Origin of the sequence: Maribacter sp. 1_2014MBL_MicDiv (assembly GCF_001865655.1) — a bacterium.
Lineage (GTDB): Bacteria > Bacteroidota > Bacteroidia > Flavobacteriales > Flavobacteriaceae > Maribacter > Maribacter dokdonensis.
On the sequence record NZ_CP011318.1, the window covers coordinates 2,120,633 to 2,144,256 of the forward strand.

The 23,624-nt window shown below is 35.1% G+C and carries 18 protein-coding genes; 7 read left to right on the forward strand and 11 right to left on the reverse strand.

Translation table 11 applies throughout. The features are described from left to right. Positions 1–7: 7 nt before the first annotated feature. Both hemB and YQ22_RS19190 read right to left on the reverse strand, forming a co-directional pair. Positions 8–997 (reverse strand): porphobilinogen synthase, encoded by a 990-nt coding sequence (gene hemB, locus YQ22_RS08950; protein ID WP_071340914.1) that lies wholly within the window; start codon positions 995–997, stop codon positions 8–10. A gap of 21 nt (positions 998–1,018) precedes the next feature. Continuing rightward, positions 1,019–1,171: a hypothetical protein gene (locus tag YQ22_RS19190; protein ID WP_167342549.1), complete on the reverse strand. Its 153-nt coding sequence runs from the start codon at positions 1,169–1,171 to the stop codon at positions 1,019–1,021. A 381-nt stretch (positions 1,172–1,552) separates the two neighbouring features. Between YQ22_RS19190 and YQ22_RS08955 the strand changes: the two genes are divergently transcribed. The 6 genes from YQ22_RS08955 (at position 1,553) to YQ22_RS08980 (ending at position 13,148) form a co-directional block, all read left to right on the forward strand. After that, positions 1,553–3,208: a helix-turn-helix domain-containing protein gene (locus YQ22_RS08955; protein WP_156894550.1), complete on the forward strand. Its 1,656-nt coding sequence runs from the start codon at positions 1,553–1,555 to the stop codon at positions 3,206–3,208. A gap of 111 nt (positions 3,209–3,319) precedes the next feature. Next, positions 3,320–4,915 (forward strand): helix-turn-helix domain-containing protein, encoded by a 1,596-nt coding sequence (locus tag YQ22_RS08960; protein WP_198033527.1) that lies wholly within the window; start codon positions 3,320–3,322, stop codon positions 4,913–4,915. Between the two features lie 279 nt (positions 4,916–5,194). Further along, positions 5,195–5,584, forward strand: coding sequence for an ankyrin repeat domain-containing protein (locus YQ22_RS08965; RefSeq protein ID WP_071340917.1), 390 nt, complete (start codon positions 5,195–5,197; stop codon positions 5,582–5,584). A 307-nt stretch (positions 5,585–5,891) separates the two neighbouring features. Further along, positions 5,892–6,767: an ABC transporter ATP-binding protein gene (locus YQ22_RS08970; protein ID WP_071340918.1), complete on the forward strand. Its 876-nt coding sequence runs from the start codon at positions 5,892–5,894 to the stop codon at positions 6,765–6,767. A gap of 2 nt (positions 6,768–6,769) precedes the next feature. Next, positions 6,770–10,372: an ABC transporter permease/M1 family aminopeptidase gene (locus tag YQ22_RS08975; RefSeq protein WP_071340919.1), complete on the forward strand. Its 3,603-nt coding sequence runs from the start codon at positions 6,770–6,772 to the stop codon at positions 10,370–10,372. A gap of 133 nt (positions 10,373–10,505) precedes the next feature. Next, positions 10,506–13,148: a DEAD/DEAH box helicase family protein gene (locus YQ22_RS08980; protein WP_071340920.1), complete on the forward strand. Its 2,643-nt coding sequence runs from the start codon at positions 10,506–10,508 to the stop codon at positions 13,146–13,148. A gap of 1 nt (position 13,149) precedes the next feature. On the opposite strand, the gene YQ22_RS08985 is transcribed toward YQ22_RS08980, so the two are convergent. The 8 genes from YQ22_RS08985 to hemA form a co-directional block, all read right to left on the reverse strand. Next, entirely contained in the window at positions 13,150–13,938 is a 789-nt protein-coding gene (locus YQ22_RS08985) for a PhzF family phenazine biosynthesis protein (protein WP_071340921.1), read from the reverse strand. 13 nt (positions 13,939–13,951) lie between these two features. Continuing rightward, the gene (locus YQ22_RS08990) at positions 13,952–14,896 is read right to left on the reverse strand and encodes a DUF4421 family protein (RefSeq protein ID WP_071340922.1); all 945 of its coding nucleotides are present in this window, start codon (positions 14,894–14,896) and stop codon (positions 13,952–13,954) included. Beyond that, complete coding sequence (gene hemF / locus YQ22_RS08995; RefSeq protein WP_071340923.1) at positions 14,887–15,789, reverse strand: oxygen-dependent coproporphyrinogen oxidase; 903 nt, start codon at positions 15,787–15,789, stop codon at positions 14,887–14,889. Before hemF ends, YQ22_RS08990 begins: the two co-directional genes overlap by 10 nt. Next, positions 15,779–16,321 (reverse strand): GNAT family N-acetyltransferase, encoded by a 543-nt coding sequence (locus YQ22_RS09000; RefSeq protein ID WP_071340924.1) that lies wholly within the window; start codon positions 16,319–16,321, stop codon positions 15,779–15,781. The genes hemF and YQ22_RS09000 overlap by 11 nt, the downstream gene beginning before the upstream one ends. A 14-nt stretch (positions 16,322–16,335) precedes the next feature. Beyond that, positions 16,336–17,688: a TrkH family potassium uptake protein gene (locus tag YQ22_RS09005; RefSeq protein ID WP_071340925.1), complete on the reverse strand. Its 1,353-nt coding sequence runs from the start codon at positions 17,686–17,688 to the stop codon at positions 16,336–16,338. Between the two features lie 10 nt (positions 17,689–17,698). Then, entirely contained in the window at positions 17,699–18,730 is a 1,032-nt protein-coding gene (hemE, locus tag YQ22_RS09010; RefSeq protein WP_071340926.1) for a uroporphyrinogen decarboxylase, read from the reverse strand. A 134-nt stretch (positions 18,731–18,864) separates the two neighbouring features. After that, the gene (gene hemC / locus YQ22_RS09015) at positions 18,865–20,445 is read right to left on the reverse strand and encodes a hydroxymethylbilane synthase (protein ID WP_071340927.1); all 1,581 of its coding nucleotides are present in this window, start codon (positions 20,443–20,445) and stop codon (positions 18,865–18,867) included. After that, the gene (gene hemA / locus YQ22_RS09020; protein ID WP_071340928.1) at positions 20,442–21,698 is read right to left on the reverse strand and encodes a glutamyl-tRNA reductase; all 1,257 of its coding nucleotides are present in this window, start codon (positions 21,696–21,698) and stop codon (positions 20,442–20,444) included. The genes hemC and hemA overlap by 4 nt, the downstream gene beginning before the upstream one ends. A 192-nt stretch (positions 21,699–21,890) precedes the next feature. Between hemA and YQ22_RS09025 the strand changes: the two genes are divergently transcribed. Next, complete coding sequence (locus YQ22_RS09025) at positions 21,891–22,787, forward strand: helix-turn-helix transcriptional regulator (protein WP_071340929.1); 897 nt, start codon at positions 21,891–21,893, stop codon at positions 22,785–22,787. Here the strand turns inward: YQ22_RS09025 and YQ22_RS09030 are convergent. Continuing rightward, the gene (locus YQ22_RS09030) at positions 22,784–23,623 is read right to left on the reverse strand and encodes an N-acetylmuramoyl-L-alanine amidase-like domain-containing protein (RefSeq protein WP_071340930.1); all 840 of its coding nucleotides are present in this window, start codon (positions 23,621–23,623) and stop codon (positions 22,784–22,786) included. The genes YQ22_RS09025 and YQ22_RS09030 overlap by 4 nt on opposite strands. Position 23,624: the final 1 nt, after the last annotated feature.

Sequence of the window (23,624 nt, forward strand, 5' to 3'; positions counted from 1 at the left end):
CCGTTTTTTAACCTAACAATTTAACGGCATCTTTGGCAAAGTAACTAGCTATGATATTGGCGCCCGCTCTTTTAATTGCGGTCAATTGTTCCATCATTACGGCATCATGATCTAACCATCCTTTTTCTGCGGCTGCCTTTACCATAGCATATTCACCGGAAACTTGGTAAACGGCAACGGGAACATCAACCTCATTTTTAATTTCACGAACAATATCCAAATAGCACAATCCTGGTTTTACCATCACAATATCTGCACCTTCATCAATATCCAACTGCGTTTCTCGAATGGCTTCAAATCGATTCGCATAATCCATTTGATAGGTCTTTTTATCCTTAGGTACATTTTTAATATCTACGGGAGCGGAATCCAAGGCATCCCTAAACGGACCGTAAAAAGCACTGGCATATTTAGCGCTGTAGGCCATAATACCGGTATTTAAGTAACCTTCGTCTTCCAATGCTTCACGAATGCTTAGAATACGACCGTCCATCATATCACTAGGGGCAACAAAATCTGCACCTGCCTTGGCATGGGATACGCTCATTTCGGTCAAGACCTCAATACTTTCGTCGTTCAATATTTCGCCATCGGCTACAATACCATCATGACCGTAAGAGGAGTAGGGATCCAGGGCAACATCTGTCATCACCAACATTTCAGGACATGCATTTTTTACGGTTTTGATCGCCAATTGCATTAATCCGTTTTCATTTAAGGCCTCAGAACCTTTGTTATCCTTTAAGTTATCTGGAACTTTAACAAATAATAGCACCGAATGTAAACCCATTTTCCAAAGCTCTTTCACTTCTTTGGTCAAATTATCTAAACTAAGTCGGTAATAATTGGGCATAGAAGGTATTTCTTCCTTAATTCCCTTACCCTCCACTACAAATAACGGTACTAAAAAATCGTTGGGTGAAATAATGGTTTCACGAACCAAACTGCGTACAGCTTCTGAACTTCTTAATCTTCTGGGGCGTATAAGTGGGTACATAATCCTATTTTTTGTTTCCTTTTATTTTTTAGATTCTTGACTTTTTTTAATAATGCTCTTTAACCGTTCTTTTCTAAGCGCAGCTTCCTTCTTCAATTTGTTCTTCTTTCTATCCATGAGCTTGGCATGCTTTGCTTTGTTCAACGTGTTTTTGGCCTTGCCTTTTTTTGCCATATTCGAATATTTATATTCAAACGCTCAATCGCTTTAAAGCCTTATTGTTATGCCATAAAACGTGCATCTCTTGAAGTTTTACAAAAATAGGGGAATTTGAAGAATAGCTACAGTGGTTATTACTTATTTTTATGGGTTGCCAGTTACTGATGCTTTAAATATTAACGTGTAAAGTAAGGACAATTGAAGATGTTTCAATATTAGCTGTCATAAAAGAAATAGGTTGTTTCAGTTTTTTGCTCCCAATAGAAAGTGCCATTGAACTTCATTCATACAAATAAGAGATGCCTATTAAAAGGCGCTATTTTCAAATTAAAGCTATAATTTGTAGCCGAATTCTTATTCTTAGTTATATTGTATTTAAAATTTTTAAAAATTCCTGTGTTTAGTAGATTTCACGTGTCTTTTCTGATCATTTTTTTAATAGCTAACAGTATTAATTCTCAAATTAATGGTCGTGAACTCGATAAAAAAATAGATTTAATTTATGAATTGAGTGAAACTGATTATAAGGAAAGTATTGTAGCATCAAAGAAGCTTCTGTCTGAGGTAGATAAGTATAGTGATGATGCAGTTAAAGCTAGAATTTATGTAGTTACTAGTAATGTGATGCTTTTTAATGGCGATGTAAGTACATGCATAGAAAATTTAAAGAAAGCAATCTCCTTAATCGAAGGTAAAGATGAAGATAGCCTTTATCTACATGCAAATTGGATACTTGCTAAGGCTTATGTGGAAACCTATAATTATGAGAATGCATTTCAAATATATACTAATCTCATTGTTGCAGATGAATATATAAGCACTTCAGACAAGCATTTTTTTAAATGGGGAACACTGGGCGATTTTGCACATTTAAACTCGTTAATTGGTAGAAAAGACCAGGCATTAAGATTGTATGTTAAATCATTTGAACTAGCTAAAGATTCAATCAACATTGCGCATTGGCAAAAGGTTGCCTTAAATATTGCTGATTTATATAATTTTTTTGGGAAAAAGGATTCTGCGCAAATATATTTCAATAAGTATCAAAGATTGAGTGATAGGTATAAACCCACACTCGTAGAAGACTTTTTACCAAAATATAGGGGTAATCTAGCTTTTTATGATAAGAATTATAAAGAGGCAATACGAGAATATGAGATATATGAACAATTGCTAAGTGCTGATTTTGATGTAAAAGACGGAGAAGTTTTGATTAGAAAAAGCAGGTCATATGTTGAAATAGAACAATTGGATAGTGCTTCAGTTGTACTCCAGGAAATTAAGGATATGGATAATTTTACCAGAATGGAGGCTTATCTGGATCCAGATTTTTATAGAATTTATTATGATATCTATTTAAAACAGGGGGAACTTCAGGTAGCTAGTAATTATTTAGAGAAATACGATCAAGCGCAAGAAAGGTATAACAAGTTTGCTTTCAATAAAGTTGATGAATTATACAAGTTAAAGACTAAAGAGACTGAAATAAATGAAAAAGGTCAAAAGTCTAAATTACAGTTATATATAAATTATTTATTATTTGCCTTAGGTACTTTGTGTATTGTTTTTATAGTAGTTTTTACAATTAAACAAAGAAGAGAAAAGAAAAAGTTTGAAGCATTAATGCAAAGAACAGAGAATAACCCCCCCCTTAACACTTCACTTGAACCTAGTATCAATACTACTGAAATAAAAGATGAAAAGGTAGCGGCATTGGTTCATCAAATTAAAGAACTACAAGAACAAGGCTTTTTTCTAAAACAAAAGACAACCTTATATAATACTGCAAAGAAATTAAAAACAAATACATCTTACCTGTCTACCGTAATTAACAATAATATGGGGACTACATTTTCAGCTTTTGTGAATGATATAAGAATGGATTATATCATTAATGAGTTGAAACCAAACAAGCAATTGCGTTCGTATTCAGTGAAAGCAATTGCAGAAGAGATTGGGTATAAAAGTGCCGATTCATTTTCCAAATACTTTAAGCAAAGCACTGGTTTGTCACCATCATCTTATATTAAAAAATTGAATAAAGATCGTTAAATGAGTTTTCAAACCTGTAATCATTTTTTTTTGTTAAGAATGAACTTTAAGTCCATCTCTATTTTTTTACTGCTCTGTTGTTTTTTAGGGAAAGCACAAACTGAACAAGATTTGGAGGGTATATCAGATAGTTTAATAACTAATCTTCAAAAATTCTATAATGAACCTTATGAGACAAGTGAGCAAACATTATCTGGCTTATATAAAATACAAAAGAATATTAATGCCTATAATATCAAAGAGCAAGTAGCTATATATCTTGTTTTAGTTGATTTTCAAATATCAGAAGGTTTGTATGATGAAGCTATCAAGAACTGCCATATAGCACATAAAATGGCTAAAGAAAATGACTTTGCGTACGAAGTGGTACTTTCTGATTTTTATTTGGCTAGTGCATATGGACAGAATTATGAATACGATAAATCTTTTGAACTATTTAAGTCGCTGGCCCAATTGATTAATGATAGTAATTATAAGTATTTGGCTATTCTATCTGAAATAGAAATGGCATGGTTTTATGAGCTAATTGGTAAATACCGGGATGCAATAGATATAAATCTTAAGATTGTAAAAACAAAGGGAGACTTTTTAAGAAAAAGATGGAATCCGGTGTACTATAATCAGTTTTTAGATATGTCAAATTTATATAATGAGCTGGGAATTAAAGACTCCACATATTATTATAGAGACTTGTACAAACAAACTATTAAAGATTATCCTGAAACTTCTGCGGAACATTATTTTCTAATAAAGAATGAAGCTAATATAAGTTTTAATGAAAGAGATTATTCTAATGCTATTAACAAGTATAGAGTTTATAGTAATTGGTATTTTGGCAGGCTCAAAGAATATGATTCTCCGACACTTATTAAAAAGAGTAAGGCTCATTTAGCTTTAGGTCAAGTAGATAGCGCATTGAACAATTTAAATTTGATTAGGAATCGACCAATTTTTTTAAAGGAACAAAAATATATTTCCCCAGATTTCTATAAATTATATATTGATATTTATAAAAAGAAGGGCGAAGATGATTTAAGAAAAGAATATGAGCAGAAGTATTATAAAGCTCTAGAAACCTATAATTCGTTTAAATTTAATTCGCTAGATAATCTTTATGATATTGACAAGCAGCGTATTCAAATAGAGAACGCCAATGCAGCCAATGATTATAAGAGTACATTAAATTATCTATGGATTGCCTTGGGGTCAATTGTTATATGTTTTATAGGTTTTGTTCTATGGAAACAAAAAAGGGAAAAGAAAAGGTTTGATACCTTAATGCAAAGAACAGAGAACAAAACAGCACTAAGCACATCTCTTGAACCTAGCACCAATACTACTGAGATAAAAGATGAAAAGGTAGCGGCATTGATCGTTCAAATAAAAGAACTACAAGAACAAGGTTTTTTTCTAAAACCAAAGACAACCTTGTATAATACGGCAAAGAAACTAAAAACCAATACTTCTTACCTTTCTACAATCATTAACAATAATATGGGTACTACATTTTCAGCTTTTGTTAATGATATAAGAATCGACTATATCATTAATGAGTTGAAAACAAACAAGCAATTGCGTTCCTATTCTGTGAAAGCCATTGCAGAAGAAATAGGATACAAAAGTGCAGATTCATTTTCCAAATACTTTAAGCAAAGCACCGGTTTGTCACCTTCTACTTTTATAAAAAATATCAATAAAAAGGGGTAAATACCACTTTTTATGCAGCGTTGATAGTAATTGATGTTATTTTCCTGCAAAATAAATTAAACAACTGAAAATCAATAATTTGAAATTGTGTCAAGCATCCTATTTTTATAAATTTAGGGTAACATGACTTGTTTTAAAGAGAGAAATCGCCCTTTCTTTACGAAAAGATTACCGTTCAGCTTTAAAAATTTTACGATCGTATTTAGCTAACAATTCAATAGCAGTTCGGGCATTTTTGAATTTAGTAAAACAAACATCTTAATCTTTAAATTTTAAATCATGAGAAAATCAGTTATCGCATTCGCCATTTTAGTTAGTTCAGTATTCAGTACCGTAAGTGCCCATACAGATTCTGGAAATAGAATCGCTAAAATAAACAGAACAGGTATTACCAATGTATCGCCAATGGTTATGGCCATTGTTGAAGATGATGTAGCCGTTGTAAAGAGTTTTATCGCCTATGGTGTCAATATAGAGCAAGAATCTAAAACCGGTGCTCAAATGACCGCTTTAATGTATGCCGCTCGTTATAACCAATTAGATATTGTTAAAGTATTGATTGCAGAGGGGGCAAGTATTTCAAGAAAATCTAAAATAGGAGCTACAGCTTTAGACTATGCAAAAGTTTCAGGAGCTACCGAGGTAGTTACGTATTTAAATAGCTTGTAAATATTATAAGTAATTAGATTAAAGCTATCCAGATGCTAATAATATCTGGATAGCTTTAATTAAAACTAAAACACTTACCAAAAAATATCACTTTATCTACTGCTTTATGTTTATACTCTTTAATTATCTAATTTCTGAGTTGTTGTGTTTGCTGTGGCTATCTGTTTTTGATACATATGGAATTCTTTTAATTGCTTGTAAGGTATTAATTACGGTTTAATTACGTAAGAAACTACAAAATGTGTAACATTTCTACAATTAAAGACACTTATAAAAAGATTTTTCACTAACCATCAAACTATATATTATGCTTTCGATTACAAATTTGAATAAAACGTACCCTAATGGTACAAAAGCCTTAAAAAATGTTAATCTAGAAATTGGTACCGGTATGTTCGGTTTACTTGGCCCTAATGGTGCTGGTAAGTCTTCATTAATGAGAACCATTGCCACCTTGCAACAAGCAGATACAGGTCATATTGAATTTAACGATATTGATGTTTTTGCAGAACCAGATGAACTTAGAAAAGTTTTAGGTTATTTGCCACAAGATTTTGGAGTATACCCAAAGGTATCTGCTGAGATGATGCTAAATCATATTGCAAAAATTAAAGGAATTCAAAGTAAAACAGACCGTAAGGCATATGTAGCGGATTTATTGAATAAGGTAAATCTCTATAAATTCCGTAAACGAAATTTGGGAGATTACTCAGGTGGTATGCGTCAGCGTTTTGGTATAGCGCAAGCATTGATCGGTAATCCTAAACTTATTATTGTAGATGAGCCTACGGCTGGTCTTGATCCATTAGAGCGTAACCGGTTTCATAATTTATTAAGTGAGCTTGGGGAGGATGCCGTGGTTATCTTATCTACACATATTGTTGATGATGTTATTAATCTTTGCGAGAGTATGGCTGTGTTTAATGAGGGTAGTGTAGTGGTAAAAGGGCACCCCATGGAGCTTACAAACACCTTGAACGGTAAAGTATATAGAAAGAACATATCTAAAGAGGAAGTTGAAATATACCAATCTGAATATAATGTGCTTTCCAACTATTTGCGCGGGGGTAATTTATATGTAAATGTTTATGCTGAAGGCATGCCTGGTGAAGGATTTGAGCTAGTAGCCAATAATTTAGAAGACTTTTATTTCTATAGTATTAACCAACCACAAACCGTATAGTCATGAAAGAAATATTCTTATTTGAGCTTAAATATAGGCTAAGACGACCGGTAACCTATATCTACATATTTATCATGTTTCTAATACCTTGCTTACTTGCGGTATTTGATAAATCTAACACGGCGCAGTTTACCAATAGTCCTAATAACATTGTAGGTGTATTAGGAGTGCTAAGTGTATTGGCATTGTTTTTTTATGCTGCTATAATGGGTGTGCCTGTATATAGAGATGAGGAGCACAAAACTGCACAGACTTACTTTTCTTTTCCAATATCAGAAAAAAATTATATTCTAGGTCGTTTTTTTGGCAGTTTTGCTATTGTGACAATTATGAATTTGGCTGCCATGTTCGGCGCTATGTTTGGGTATGTACTTGGAGCACTTTTAGATCGACCTGATTACGGTACCTATACCGATTTTAATTTTTGGTCTTACTTTTTCCCGTTTGTATATTTTTTAATGTTCAATGCTTTTTTAGTAGGAAGTATCTTCTTTTCATTGATGACCTTTTTTAAACGCATGTCCATATTGTATTTGGGGGGCATTTTACTTATGATTATAACTACGGTAGCGGGTCAATTAGTGGTATCATTAGATACCGAATGGCTAAGTGTATACGTAGATCCTTTTGGTGAATCTGCTTATGGATATTTAACTAAATACTGGTCGGTATCAGAATTAAATACAACTCAATTGGCGCTAACCGGTAAGTTTATGCTTAATAGGCTTTTATGGTTGAGTGTCGGTATGGTTATCTTCATATTTACCCTATTAAAATTTTCCTACAAAGGCTTTTTGACTTCTAGTAAAAAGAAAAGTAAAGGAGAGAACAATGATGTTTATAAAGGGTCGGAAATAGTAAACGTACAGCAGAATTTTAGTAAAAAAGCACAAAGAGAGAACTTGTGGTCATTAAGTAAGATAGAATTTTTATCTGTTATCAGAGAGACTGTATTTCTGGTTTTAATAGTAATTGCCGTAATAACTGCTATTTTTTCAACTTATCAAGTTAATCAGATTGAAGGTACACCTTCATTGCCATTAACAAGGTTTATGGTTGAAAATATTGGTAGTATTTTATTAATGTTTTCTATAGTTATTCTAATTATTTATGCTGGTGAAGCAGTGCATAGAACGCGTAAGAATAAAACATTTGAGTTTTATGATGCCTTACCTGTAACCAACTCAACACTTTATTTGTCAAAAATAGTTTCTCTTATAGGGGTTGCTTTAGTTCTAGCATTGCTAAATATTGTTGTAGGTATTTTATACCAAATAGGTAACGGTTATTTTAATTTTGAGTTGGATATGTATTTGACTTATAGTCTTACAGATACATTTCCTTTCTATGTAGCTATCGTGTTATTGGCATTCTTTATTCACGTTTTGGTAAACAATAAATTTTTAGGTCATTTTTTAGTTGTTATCATATACTTTGGTTTACCAATAATCTTAGGACTTGCGTTTAGAAGTAATAATCCTTTATTGATATTTGGACATACAACATCTAGCTTTTTAAGTGATTTAAACGGATTTGGACATTATTTAACAGGGCAATTTTGGTTGAGTTTTTATTGGATACTTTTTACTGGAATTCTAGCGTGTATTGGTGTTACTTTTTGGAATAGAGGCTTCTATTCTTCTATGAAAGAAAGATTTAAAATTGCTAAAGAAAGGTTCAAGGGAAAGACACTGGCTTATACATTGTTATTTATTTTTGCATTCTCTTCGGTAGGGGCTTACAGTTATTATAACCTTAAAGTTTTAAATAATTTACAAAATGGAGATTATTGGGAAGAACTTAATGCAGAAGCTGAAAAAAAGTATTCTAGGTTTATAGATAAGCCGCACATTGAGATAGTAGATTTAAAAGCTAATGTGGATATTTTTCCAGAAACCCGTGGGGTGGATGCAAAGGGAGATTTTACCGTAATTAATCCTTCTACAGTACCTATTGATACGGTAATGATGGAGGTTAGATTTCCTATTTCAGATACCAAGATTACCAATGTTATTTATAATGGAAACGAAATTAAACCTGTGGTAAGCGACAGTGTTAATCGTTTATTCCTGTATAAACTACCAGAACCCTTGCAACCAAAAGATACAGCTAACTTAATTATAGAAACAAATGCACGTACTCATGGCTTTGCAATGGGCAGAGAAACCGATATTTTAGGAAATGGAACTTTTTTTAATGATGGCATATTTCCTTCATTTCATTATGAAAGAAGACTGATAGAAAATGGAGTACGAACAAAATATGGTTTAGAGGAATTGGATTTTATCTTACCTCCAAGAACGGATAGTGTGGCATTAAGGAAAAACGGATTTAATGAGGATAGTCACTTTTTGAACTTTGAAGCTACAGTTAGTACCGCAAAAGGGCAAATAGCGGTTGCGCCAGGTGTTCTGGTCGAAAAATGGGATCATGACGACAGAAGCTATTATAATTATAAAATGGAAGAGAAGTCCGATTATTTTTTCAGTTTTGTCTCAGCTGATTATGAGATCGAAAAAGATATTTGGATAGCACCTAGCGGTAAAAAAGTGAATATTGAGATTTATCATTCTCCAAAGCATAAAAATAACTTGGAGCACTTTATCAATGGGGTAAAGGTTTCTTTAGATTATAATTCCAATAATTTTTATGAATATCCTTATTCCGTAGTAAGAATTATTGAGTTTCCGGCACATACCATCTTTGCGCAGTCATTTGCGACTACTATACCTTTTTCTGAAGATTTTGGGTTTGTGGCAGATTATTCTAATTTAGAAAGTTTGAATCATGCTTTCAGTACAACGTCTCACGAAATTGCACACCAATGGTGGGGGCATATCGTAACGCCTAGTAATACTTCTGGCTCTAACATTATTTCAGAAACCTTAGCGGAATATGTTTCGTTAATGACCATGAAACAAGAATATGGAGAAAATGGAATCAAAGCATTCTTAAAACCCTCTTTGGATATATATTTAACTAGAAGGTCGTTTAGCTTTAAACCTGAACGCCCATTAATAGATGTAGAGACCGCTCAGCATATTTGGTATCAAAAAGGCTCTATGATCATGTATGATTTACAAGATGTCATTGGTGAGGATGTTATAAATACCGGACTCAAGAAGTTTTTAAATGAGTACAAATATTTTGAGAAAGGGGTGTATCCAACTTCTGAAGATTTTTACAAAGCTATTTATAATGTTACTCCAGATTCCTTAAAATACAAGGTTGAAGATGGTTTTAAAGAAATTGTTCTTTATGAAAACCGTGTGATGGATGCTAAAACCAAAAAGTTGGACAATGGCAAATGGGAAACTACATTTACGGTAAATTCCAAGAAGATTTATTATGATGATACCGGCAAAGAAAAGCTGATAGACGATAAGAAGAACCTAGTAGATATTGGGCTCTTTGGTGAAGATATTACAGGTGAAGATGGGGTAACTATCAAAAACCCATTTTATTTTGAATTAAAGTGGCTTTCAGCAGGTGATAATACATTTGCTGTCACAACGGATGAAAAACCCTTAAAAGCTGGTATTGATCCATATAACAAGTTGATCGATCGTAATTCTGATGATAATTTAGAAACGGTAGAAGAGTAGTTTTTTCAATTTAGTTAGGTGCAAACCTGTTCGTTAATGGCAATTATCATTAATAGAACAGGTTTTACTTATTAATTGTACTATTTTCATAACTATATGTATTTAACTAAAGTATCAAAACAACTCCGTTTCATTGCAAAAGCTAAGTGAAGTTTTAAAGTTCAAATATACATGGCGTAGCTATCAACAAAAATTTTTGGATGGTTTTCAAAGTCATATTAAAGACGAGCATTTACATGTTGTTGCACCACCGGGATCGGGCAAAACCATACTTGGCTTAGAAATTCTAATTCGTATAGGTAAACCAACTTTGGTTTTAGCACCTACATTGACCATACGTAACCAATGGCGTTCTCGGTTGCTAGATTTTTTTGCAGTTCATAAAGATTTCAATGAGTATTCACTAGACCTAAAAAAACCTAGCTTAATTACTTTTTCAACTTATCAGTCGTTATTTGCCTTAACCAAGTCTTTTGATGAAAATGAGAAACAACAGCTGTTAGATTTTATCACATCCCATGGCATTAAAACCTTGGTGTTAGATGAGGCGCATCACCTTAAAAATGAATGGTGGCAATGCCTTTATCATTTAAAGCAAATAGAAGGCCTAACGGTGGTTTCTTTGACCGCAACTCCGCCTTACGATAGTTCTACAACTGAAATCAATCGTTATTTTAGTTTATGTGGTCCTATTGATGATGAAATTGCAGTACCAGATCTTATTAAAAACGGAGACCTTTGTCCGCATCAAGATTTTGTGTATTTCTCCAAGCCTGAGGAGGCACAGATCAAATACATTGTAAACTACCGTGAGCAAATTTTAAATTTTACCAATCAACTTCTTACAAATAAGGAGTTACAAGAGGCGTTGATTACTCAGGATTTCTATGTACACCCAAAGGAATCTTTGGAATATATCTATCAAAACCCAACCTTTTTTAGTTCGGTTATTATTTATCTGAATGCTTGCGGTTATGCCGTAAATGAGCAGAACTTAAAAATTCTTGGTTTTTCTAATAACAATGTAAACTTTCCCAGTTTTACCTATGAATGGTCAGAAGCATTGTTACAGCATTTATTGGTGGATCAGCGGGAGGCATTTAGTGCTCTTGAAGTAATTTTATTGCCTTTGGAAAAGGAACTAAAGGGTATAGGGGTTCTCGAAAATAAGCGGGTAAATTTTGTTGGTGATGAGGTTTTGTATAGAAACTTATCCAATAGCCCTAGCAAGCTTGAAAGTATTTATCAAATTGTAAAAAGTACCAATGCCAATTTGGGTGATGCTGCTAGAACGGTCATTTTGGCTGATTTTATCCGAAAGGAATTTTTAGATTTTGAAGGAAGCGATACTAAAGCCTTAAATAAGCTTGGGGTAGTGCCTATTTTCAAGTACATTTTGGCTAAGCAAAGTGATTATGCACAACTTGGTGTGTTAACAGGGTCATTGGTGCTATTGCATGAAACTGTTTTGCCAAATTTAAAAGCGCTTTTAGCTATTGAAAAGCTGCAAGTGCAGGTTGTTGAGGGTGCAGTAGGGTATCTTTTTATACAAGTGCCCGATACGCTTAAACATAAAATAGCAGAGTCTATTACGCAGTTATTTCAAGATGGAGCAATACAAACCTTGATCGGTACAAAAGCTTTTCTGGGAGAAGGATGGGATGCTCCTTGTATTAATACCTTGATCTTGGCATCTTATGTAGGTTCTTTTGTTTCATCCAATCAAATGCGAGGTCGCGCCATTCGTGTAGATGCAAATAATCCTGATAAAACAGGTACTATATGGCATTTGGCCTGTTTGGACCCAACTGCTACCAATGGTGGTAAAGACATGGAAAAATTGCAGCAACGTTTTGAAGCCTTTACAGGAGTATCGCTTCGTGATGAAATATATATCTCTAACGGAATAGACCGATTGGTATTACCTGTAGAATGGAATGAAACTACCCATTTAGCAACGATTAACGCAGAAATGCTAGAAATGGCACAACAGAAATCTGACTTTGTATATAGATGGAATTATGCCATTGAAAAAGGTTCCATTTTGGTGCGCGAACTTAAGATACCATCTGCCGGTGATCAGCCTTTTGCCAAAACAAAAAAATTACATGCCTTAAATGCAGGTAAGTACGTGATGCTTGAAGTAGTATTAGGGGTGTCTATGTTTGTTCCTGAATTTTTAATTAAAAATATGGGTGCCGTTTTGGGCAAAGGCATTTTGCAGGTTTTTTATATATTCTGCGCAGCCCTTCTTCTTGGTTTTGGACCAAAAACATTTAAAGCATTAAAGCTTTACTTTCTATTTGGTAATCAATACAAGAAAACAAAGAAAATAGCAAAAGCGGTGTTGGGGTATTTGTTAGATGATAAGACTCCGTACTTTGAATCTAAAAAGGCTACCATACATGCCGAACAGAATTTAAAAGGAACTTTTTCTATCTATTTAAAAGATGCTAGCCAGCATGATAGTAATGTATTTATCTCTCTTTTAGAAGAGATTATAGCACCCATTGACAATCCACGATATCTATTGGTAAACAGCAATTGGTTGAAGCGAAAGTTGAAAATTAGAAATTACTACGTAGTTCCAAAGGAAGTGGCTAAAAACAAAACCGAAGCTTTGATTTTTCAAAAACATTGGAATGCACATGTAGATGGCTCTAAAATACTTTTTACGAGAACCTTAAAAGGCAGAAAAGTGCTGTTAAAGGCTAGATTTGCCCATCTAAAATATCAATTTGAGGAGGTATCTAAAAAAACGATTACCTGGAAATAGTTTAAATGTTTATTTCCCCCACCAAATAACAAACCCCGTTACCCGATATTTTTATGCGGTCTCCATGATATTCACATTGTATATCGCCGCCACGCTCAGACAATTGTTTGGCAGTTAATATATTCTTGTTCAATTTCTCTGACCAATATGGGGTTAAGGTGGTATGTGCAGATCCGGTAACAGGATCTTCTGGAATTCCGCATTGCGGAGCAAAAAAGCGTGATACAAAATCTACATCGTTACCTTTTGCAGTAATAATGACACCTCTACAATCCAACTCGTTCAACAAATGAAAATTTGGTTGCATGGCTTCTATTTCCTCCTGGGTTTCATAAATAAGCATGTAATCGGTCTTTCCTTTAAAAAATTCCAAAGGTTTTTTCCCTATTGCTTCCGTGATATTTGGTTGTTCTGTAACAGAAGTTACAACGTCAGTAGGGAAGTCCATTGTTAATAATCCCGAGTCGTTTTTTTGCACCAATAACTCTCCGCTTCTTGGAGAAATAAACCGTAGGGTATTTTCTTTGAAACCATAGTAGTTGTAGAGTACAAAGGCTGTTGCCAACGTGGCATGACCACAAAGATCAACTTCAACTTCTGGTGTAAACCAGCGTAACTCATAATGATCATCTTTGGCAACGGCAAAAGCAGTTTCGGCTAAATTATTTTCAGCGGCTATCTTTTGCATGGTATCATTTGCTAGCCATTTTTCAAGTATACAAACCGCTGCAGGATTGCCACCATATAATGTGGTAGTAAACGCATCGATCTGATAAATTTTTTGCTTCATAGGATAAAGATTATCATTCTATACCAAATTTACGACTTATCTCATCGGCTTTAGCGATCCATTTTTTAGGGGCATCAAATCTATACCCTACATAGAATTCTAAAAAACTAATGGAATCGTCCAAAATAAAATTCTCATCGGAAGTATGACTCAATAATTGCGTATTGATATTTACACCGCCAAAGAAGGATTCGGAATTATATCCGCCCGTCATTCTGAAAACTAATTGTGCCAAGCCGTTAAAAGAGTTCTCACCGTCCGTACTTGAATAATTGAAACCTAAACCACCGGTTGCACCAGCAGAAAGCAGGTAATTTTCGTCAAATATCCAATTATAATAGTACCCGGGACCAATAGCCATTTTGAACGATTTTTCCAATTGATTCTCGATTAGCGGATCTTCCAATTTAAATTTGGTATAGTAATACGTTATGCTGGGAATAAAGCTACCTACGCTCTGTTTTTGCCATTCGTTCTGAAAACCGATGGCTCTAAATGAAAAATCCGGATTAAAGATGTAGCTAGAACTTCCGCCTATTTTTAAGGTCTTTAAGTCATCTATGGGCAAGGTAATATCTTGTGTGCGTATAAAGAACCCCTTTTGCTTGTAGTAATCTATGGTCTGCATGTACTGCCCAAAGAATGTTCTAATATTAAAGGTGATCAATTTAGAGTCTCCGTTATCCTTATTCTCCGAAAGGAAATTGGGGGCATAACCCAGATCAACTTCTAAAAACCGAAATAAAATGGACAAGCCCAAATAGCTCTTGTCATTGGGTATAAACTCCGTTTTGTTACGTGTTATCTTATCTCTAAGCGTAAAACTATTGGAAGTTGTCTGTAATGCCAGTCGAAGTGTTATTTTATCAGGGAAGTCTTCCTTGTAGTGAGAGTTTTGAGCGGTACACCAGCTAATTGAGCAACATATACCCAAAAAAAGCAGTACCCTTAAACCCATGCTTTTGGTGCTTTTAAAATATGTAATAAACGTTCTTCTTCACTGCCTTTTTCTGGCTGATGGTCATAACGCCATTGTACATGTGGAGGCAAGCTCATTAAGATACTTTCTATTCTTCCATTCGTCTTTAACCCGAATAAAGTTCCTTTGTCATGGACTAGATTAAATTCTACATACCTTCCTCTTCTGATTTCTTGCCAATCTCTTTGTTCCTTAGTGTAGTCAAGGTCTTTACGTTTTATAACGATTGGTATATAACATGATAGGAAACTGTTACCAACTTCTGTAACAAAGTCATACCACTGTTGCATATTCATCTCTGAAGTAGCTTTGCAATAGTCGAAAAATAAACCGCCTAGTCCACGTGCCTCATTTCTATGGGTGTTCCAAAAATACTCATCGCACCTTTTTTTATAGGTATCATAAAATGTTGGCTGATGTTTGTCGCATGCTGTTTTACACACTTGGTGAAAATGAACGGCATCTTCATCAAAAAGGTAATACGGAGTCAGATCCTGACCACCACCAAACCATTGATCTACAACTTCACCTTGCTCATCATACAATTCAAAATAACGCCAATTGGCATGAACGGTAGGCACCATAGGATTTTTTGGGTGCAAGACCAAGCTTAATCCGCATGCAAAGAAATTACCTTCATTCACTTTAAAATACGCTTTCATACTATCGGGCAATTCGCCATGAACACCAGAAATATTTACGCCTCCTTTTTCAAACACTGCCCCATTTTCAATAACACGGGTTCTACCACCGCCACCTTCTGGACGTTTCCATATATCTTCTTGAAAAGTAGCTTTACCGTCTACTTCTTCTAATTTGGCGGTTATCGTATCTTGAAGTTGTTGTATGTATGCGTAAAATTTATCTTTCATTTTCTAAAACGTAAAGTTCCATATCTAACGGTTCTTCGTTAGGTGGGGTAAAGGATTTTTTTAAGGTTTCTTTCCAAAGATAACCACATTTTTCCGCGACTCTAATACTACCAATATTCGTTTTGTGTACAAGAATCCGTAACGTATTAATATTCGGTAATTGTAAAGCCCATTTAGAAATGGTTTCTACCGCAATAGTGGTGTATCCTTTATTGGCTTGGTTATAATCTATGCAGTAGGCTAATTCTGCTTCATTTTTAGCAAGATCAATAGCTTTAACATATATCAGCCCTATTATTTTACGGTTTTGAGGCTCTTTTAGGGTGAATAGATATTCCTCGTTTTTAATAAACTCGCTGACTTTCTTTTCAACAAAGAGATTGGACAGGGTCGGATTTAAATTTGATGCAAGTGTACTAGGGAAAAATCTGCTTAAGTGATTTTCGTTTGCACAGCAAAAATCACATAATCGCCACCCATCTCGCTCAGATATAGGGTTAATTTCGAAAAAAGGAAATGTAAAGTTACCCATGCTTTATTTAAAGGTTATATTGCCAAATCCTCTTCGGATACAACATTGTATTTGTTCTTACTTTTTTTATACCATAGTGCTAATCCAAAAGTCAAAACTCCTAAGCGTCCTATAAACATTAATATAGATAGGATAATTTTACCAAAATTGTCCAAGTCCCCTGTAATCCCTGTACTTAGACCTACGGTACCCAATGCAGAAGCTACCTCAAAAAGAATATTCTCAAATTTAAAATTGTTGGTATAGCATACCAACAATGTACCTAATACCAATAGAAGTGTATAAAAAATGAAGGTGGATATGGCAATCTTTAAGCGTTCACTAGGAATTTTCCTATGCATAAACGTAACGGTCTTTTTACCTTGTAACCCACTTTTCATAATAGCTAAAATAGTGGATAAAGTAGTAATTTTTATTCCACCCGCAGTACCCGATGGAGAAGCACCAACATACATTAGAAAAATAATGATCAATAAAATTGCCGGCGAAAAAGCGCTAAAATCAACTGTGTTAAAACCAACGGTGGTCATTGCACTCATAGATTGGAAAAATGCAGCCATAAACCGTTCTTTTGCTGATAAAGAGAAAAGTGTTGGTTCCGTAAAATAGAGTAAAACGGTACCTAAGGTCAACAAAAGGATAAAACCATAGAAAATAATTTTGGTGGTGAAACTTAGTTGATGTTTTCTATTTTTTAAAAATAGATATAGGTCCGTAACTACTATAAAACCCATTGAACCACTAATAGCAAGTAAACTTGTAGTTGTATTGATAAGACCATGATCTATGTACGAAGTAAAACCATTAGGGTCTAAGCTAAAACCAGCAGTGCAAAAAGCACTGATACTGTGAAAAATTGATGACCATACTGCATTCCAAAAACTTAACCCTGCACCTTTAAAGGCAACAAAGTACAGTATTGCTCCAATAGTTTCCATGACCATTGTAAAAATTGCGACAGATTTTATGAAATCCCTTATATGTAAAGTATTGGGCAATGTAAATTCTGTCTTTAGAATTTTTTGATGCCAATGCGTCATTTTTCTAGTGGTGGACAATATTACAAAGGTGGTAAATGTCAAGTAGCCAATACCTCCCAACTGGAATAAAACCATTATGACCAACTGCCCTAAAAAAGTATATGATTCTGTTAACGGTATAGTAAGTAATCCTGTGGTGGAAACGGCAGAAGCTGCCGTAAACAGATTATCTACCCAACTAATCGGTGTTTTTTGTAAAAGGGGTATGCACAGTAATATAAACCCAAAAGTAATATAGGTAAAGAACCCATAAAACAAAGTTTGTTGTGGTGTTAAGCCTAATTTAAATTTCTTGTAGGTCTTTCCAATATTTTTGAAATACCCCATACGGTACGTATTAGCCTACTTTATATTCTTTTACGGCGTCAATGAAGGCTTTTGCGTTTTCTACTGGAACATTGGGTAAAATACCGTGCCCTAAATTAACTACATAGCTGTCCTTACCAAATTCGTTGATCATTTGGTGAACCATTTTCTTGATTTCTGCCGGTGGAGAAAGCAATCTGGCGGGATCAAAATTTCCTTGAAGGGTAATTTTGCCACCACTTAAATAACGTGCGTTTCTTGCCGAACAGGTCCAGTCCACACCCAATGCAGAAGCACCTGATTTTGCCATATCACCTAAAGCAAACCAGCATCCTTTTCCAAATACGATAACCGGAGCTTCGTCTTTTAAAGCATCTATAATCTGCTGAATGTACTGCCAAGAAAATTCTTGATAATCCGTTGGTGATAACATGCCGCCCCAAGAATCAAATACCTGTACTGCATTTACACCAGCAGCTACTTTAGCCTTTAAATAGGCAATGGTGGTATCTGTAATTTTTTGAAGCAATTCATGAGCAACCACGGGCTGTGTAAAACACAATTCTTTAGCCTTGTCGAACGTTTTGCTGCCTTGACCTTGTACGCAATAGCATAAAATAGTCCAAGGAGAACCTGCAAAACCGATTAAGGGAACTTCATTGTTCAGCTTTTCTTTGGTAGCTTTTATAGCTTCCATTACATACCCTAAGGTTTCGTGAACATCTGGAACAATGACGCTATCCAAATCTTTCTGATTACGAATAGGATTCGGTAAATACGGACCAAAATTCGGTTTCATCTCCACATGAATGTTCATGGCCTGTGGTATCACTAAAATGTCACTAAAAAGAATAGCGGCATCCATACCATATCTACGAATAGGTTGTACCGTAATTTCAGATGCCAATTCAGGAGTCTGACATCTTGTGAAGAAATCATATTTTTCCTTGATTGCCATAAACTCAGGTAAATATCTACCCGCTTGGCGCATCATCCACACTGGTGGTCTATCTACAGTCTCACCTTTTAATGCTTTTAAAAATAGGTCGTTTTTTAAGCTCATAGTTTATGTTGTTCGTCATTGCGAGGAGCCTTTTTGCTCCGAAGCAATCTGTTTGTTGGTATTCCTAAGAAACAGATTGCTTCGCTATGCTTGCAAAGACGTTAATTTTTAATTTTTTAGCCAACAGCCCTTGGCTAATCTTCATAATCCTCATTCACCATTTCAATAACACTTTCTACCGTTGGTATTTTGGCAACTTTAACTTCAGTAAAATGTTCCCAGGCCGCTTTTGCAGTGGTTTCGCCTATGCAATACGCAATTTTATCTGCCGAATTTTCTTGAAGATAACTTTCAACGTTAGACGGACTAAAGAACATGATGCCTTTTACGGATTCTGGTATGGACTTACCGGATAATTTTGTTCTATATGCTTCAATGGCATTTACCGTAATATTGTTTTCCTCTAAAATAACAGGCAATTCTTCCAAGCTAAGATTTCCGTGAAAATAGGTTACTTCTGTACCATCAATAAATTCCACTAAGTGATTGGCCAGGTCTTTCGCATTGTTTTCGTAATGCGTTATTTTGCCAAACTTATTTTTTATAAATCGTCTTGTTTTTCTACCTACACAATAGATATTTTCAAAATTTAATTCGGACACATCTCTACTTGCCAATACTGCTTCAACCGCATTTTTGCTGGTGAAGACTACATTCTTGTGCTCCTTTTTAAGAACAATTGGAGAAATACGATTAAAATTGATTTTTATGAAATCATCTGAATCCGCATTTACAGAAATATTAAGGCTAAGTTGCTGTTGAGGTGTAAGTTTCTTTGTAGAAAAAATGTTTACCTCGGTTCCGGCACTTGCCAATTCTGTCATTAAACGTCTACCACCTCTGGCCAAAATGGTCTTGGCACAATCTACACCTAAATTTTGGTGTTTGCCCAGTGGTGCAGTTAGCTCTGTTTCTAATTTTTTACTTCCATCAACATTTAACAATACGCCTTTTAGCGTTACAATATTTTCTTTGTTGATATAGGATAGTGCCCCTATAGGTGCGCTACAACCACCTTCCAGTTCCCTAAGAAATTGTCTTTCCAAGGTAACGCAGGTATCGGTTTCCTCATGGTTCAGTTGTGCACATGCTTCTCGAACTTCTTCATTGTCCTCCATAGCCACCACCATAATAGCTCCTTGGGCAGGTGCGGGCAACATCCAGGTAAGACCAATGGTATTCTCCGGTTCTAAACCAATACGTTCCAAGCCTGCAGCGGCAAAAATGGCACCGTTCCATTCATTATTGTACAACTTTTCCAAACGGCTGTTTACATTGCCTCTTAGATCTACAACAGTGTGTGTTGGGTATCTGTTGAGCCATTGTGCCTGTCTACGTAAACTACCGGTAGCAATAACGGCATCACGTGCTCCCAAAAACTCTTCATTGTCCTTAAATGCCATGATATCCATGTAATTGCCACGTTTTAAAACAGCGGCCTTTACAATCCCTTGCGGCAGGGCAGTGGGTACATCTTTCATGGAGTGTACGGCAATATCAATATCCCCATTGATCATGGCAACATCCAATGTTTTGGTGAATACCCCGGTGACACCTAATTCGTACAAGGGCTTATCTAAAATTAAATCTCCCGTAGATTTTACAGGAACTAATTTTACAGTATGGCCTAATGCTTGTAGTTGATCTTTTACGGTATTTGCCTGCCATAGCGCTAACTCGCTATCGCGTGTGCCTAATCGTATTACTTTACTCATTTCTCGTCCAATTCTAATTGAAAAACTTTTTGGATAAATTCTAAACTTGAATTGGAATCTACCGAGTCATCTTTAAGATGATTTGCAAATTGTTTGGTTATTTTTTGAATGATGCGATTGGTGACCACATCTGCCTGGTGCGAATTGAAATCTACCGTTTTTTTAGATTGATAGTCAAGCTCCTCATCTTTAATGGTCTTCAATTTCTTTTTTAAAGCTTTAATAACAGGAGCAAATTTTCTGGTTTCTAACCACTGGTTGAAATCATGCTTTACTTCTTCATTTATAGCTTCTGCATCTGGAATGTATTGTTTTCTACGTTCCAAGGTTTCATCTGTCATTTGAGATAAATGATCTAAATGGATTACGGTTACGTTGTCCATATCTGAAACGCTTGCGTCAACATTTTTAGGAACGGACAAATCTAATATCAACAAAGGTTTATTGGTATAGATCAATTCTTTGGTAATCGTTGGTTTTTGAGCACCTGTGGCAACCACTAGAATATCCGATTTTCTTATTTCCGATTGTAAATCGCCATAATCTTTTACCATAAGGTTGAACTTCCCTGCAATTTGTTCAGCTTTACCTTTGGTTCTATTGATAAGGGTGATATGTGAATTTTTGGTGTGCTTTATTAAATTCTCGCACGTATTGCGACCAATCTTACCAGTACCAAATAATAAGATGTTCTTATCCGATACATTTTCAACGTTACGCATAATGTATTGTACGGATGCGAAGGCTACCGATGTGGCTCCGGAAGAAATCTCAGTTTCGTTTTTAATACGTTTACTGGCTTGTATGATGCTATTGCAAAGACGCTCAATGAACGGATTGGCAATACCAAATTCTTTAGATCGCTTAAAACTTTGCTTTAGTTGGCTAATGATTTCAAAATCACCCAGTATTTGGCTATCCAGACCGGTGCCTACACGAAACAAGTGATTGATCGCTTCTTTGTTCTTGTAGACATATGCCACTTCTTGAAACGCTTCAACGGTTCCGTTAGAGTGGTCACATAATAATTTTATAAGTTGAAACGGGTGTTGGGCAAAACCGTGTAACTCGGTTCGGTTGCACGTAGAGGTGGCCAATAAACCATCTATACCCTGCTTTTTAGCTTCAGTAAGTAATTTGCCAATGGCAATTTCGTCTAAACTAAATTTACCACGGGCCTCGGCATCGGCCTTCTTATAGTTAAGACCAATGGTGTAAAAGGAGTTGTGTTTAGAAATGTGATAGTCCTTCATAAAGCGGGTACAAAAATATGGTCATCAATTCAATAAAAACAACGCTAGAGGTACAATTAATGTCGTCTGCCGAATTTTTAGATAAAAAATGACATTTATCAGTTAATTAGCTATAATTTTATAGTGTTATCAGCGAATAGTAGGTGTTTTATTTAGATGCTTTCTAAATAGAATAAAAATAGAAATTGAAAAATGGAAGATAAAAGTAACGCTCAAGGGTCATACGATGAGGTTTTGATAGAAGACGGATTCTATGTGCTAAAGTTTCAGAATGAGGAGGATAGGATGGTACAGTATACCCGTGATATCAATAAGCGGTTCATACAGTTTCACTTCTGTCTTAAGGGAAGCGGAGCCTATAATTTTAATCAAGGAAATTATAGTCTAGATGTTAAGGAAGAGAATTCTTTACTGTTGTATAACACCCAATTAGACCTTCCTTTAAATTTGGACCTTAATCCAAAATCCTCATTGGTTTCTGTGGTGATGACCTTACGAAAATTTCACTCCCTCTTTACGGCAGAGGCAGATTATATTCCGTTTTTAAGTGCAGATAACAAAGAAAAAAAGTACTATGCACAAGAACCTTTTTCACCGTCCATTGCCGTTATATTAAGTCAGATCGTGAATTATAATCTACATCCTTCTATAAAATCGTTGTACGTAAAAGGTAAGATTTATGAATTGATTGCCTTGTACTTTAATAGAAGTCCGAATGCCGATATTGAACAATGCCCGTATTTGGCAGATGAGGAGAACGTAAAGAAAATCAAGAAAGCTAAAGAAATTATTTTGGCAAATATGGCCGAACCACCAACATTGGCAGAACTGTCAAGTGAAGTAGGCCTGAGTTTAAAACGCTTGAAAGAAGGTTTTAAACAAATTTACGGCGATTCTGTATACAGCTTTTTATTTGATCATAAGATGGATTATGCAAAGCGGTTATTGGAAACCGGTCAGTATAATGTCAATGAAATAGGGTTAAGGGTTGGGTATAGTACTTCTAGTCACTTTATTGCGGCATTTAAGAAAAAGTATAATACAACACCTAAAAAATACTTGTTGGCCTTGGCGGGTGGTACTGTTTAAAGAGGTCTTGCCACCATAATACCCGTATTGCTTTTAATGCCTTTTAAATAATCTGCCAGCGGTTTTTTTGATACTTCAACCTCCATAGATCCGGTTGATGCATGCAGTAAGTGAATTCTACCATCTTTTTCTCTGGTGGCAATACCCGTATGGGTTACATCTAAACCGTTAATGGAAGTTGCTAAAGCAATAATATCACCGGTTTGTATTAAATGTTCGTTGGCTGCAATATCACCTTGGACCAGTACACAAATAGCCTGATTATTTAAATAGTTCTCTGAAGCTTTAATTTTTGAGAAATTAACATCATCTGCCAAGAAGGGATATAAATCTCGGTGTGTACTCATAAAATTGATATCCTTCGTGATTGCTGCGCCACCAATTTCACCGGTAATATCTTTAAGAAGTCCTTTTTCCGCATTGTTGGCAATCCACTCAGAGAAATAATGAAGGCGAGAGGCGTATCCGTCTAAAGCACCATCTTTATATCGTATAATTTCAAGATTTTTTAAATAAGCGTCAAAGGACATTTCTTGCTGACGGAGCAGAAGGGAAAAAGCAAGCACATTCTCAACAAATGTGGTGCAGTCCAACCCTTGTAAATTTACTACTAAAGTTTCTGTATCGCCAATTTCTAAGGTTTTGGCAACATATGGGGTTTTCATAAATGTTTTACCAACGCTGACCATGGTGGCGCCAAAATCACCCTGATACATTCTGTCGATTTCAACTAGTTTGCTTTCTACAGCAGTGCTGTCTTTTGGGGAGCAGGTGATTTGTTGGGCTTGAACTGAAATGCACCCACAAAGAAAAAGAATCAAGAATATATGTTTCATT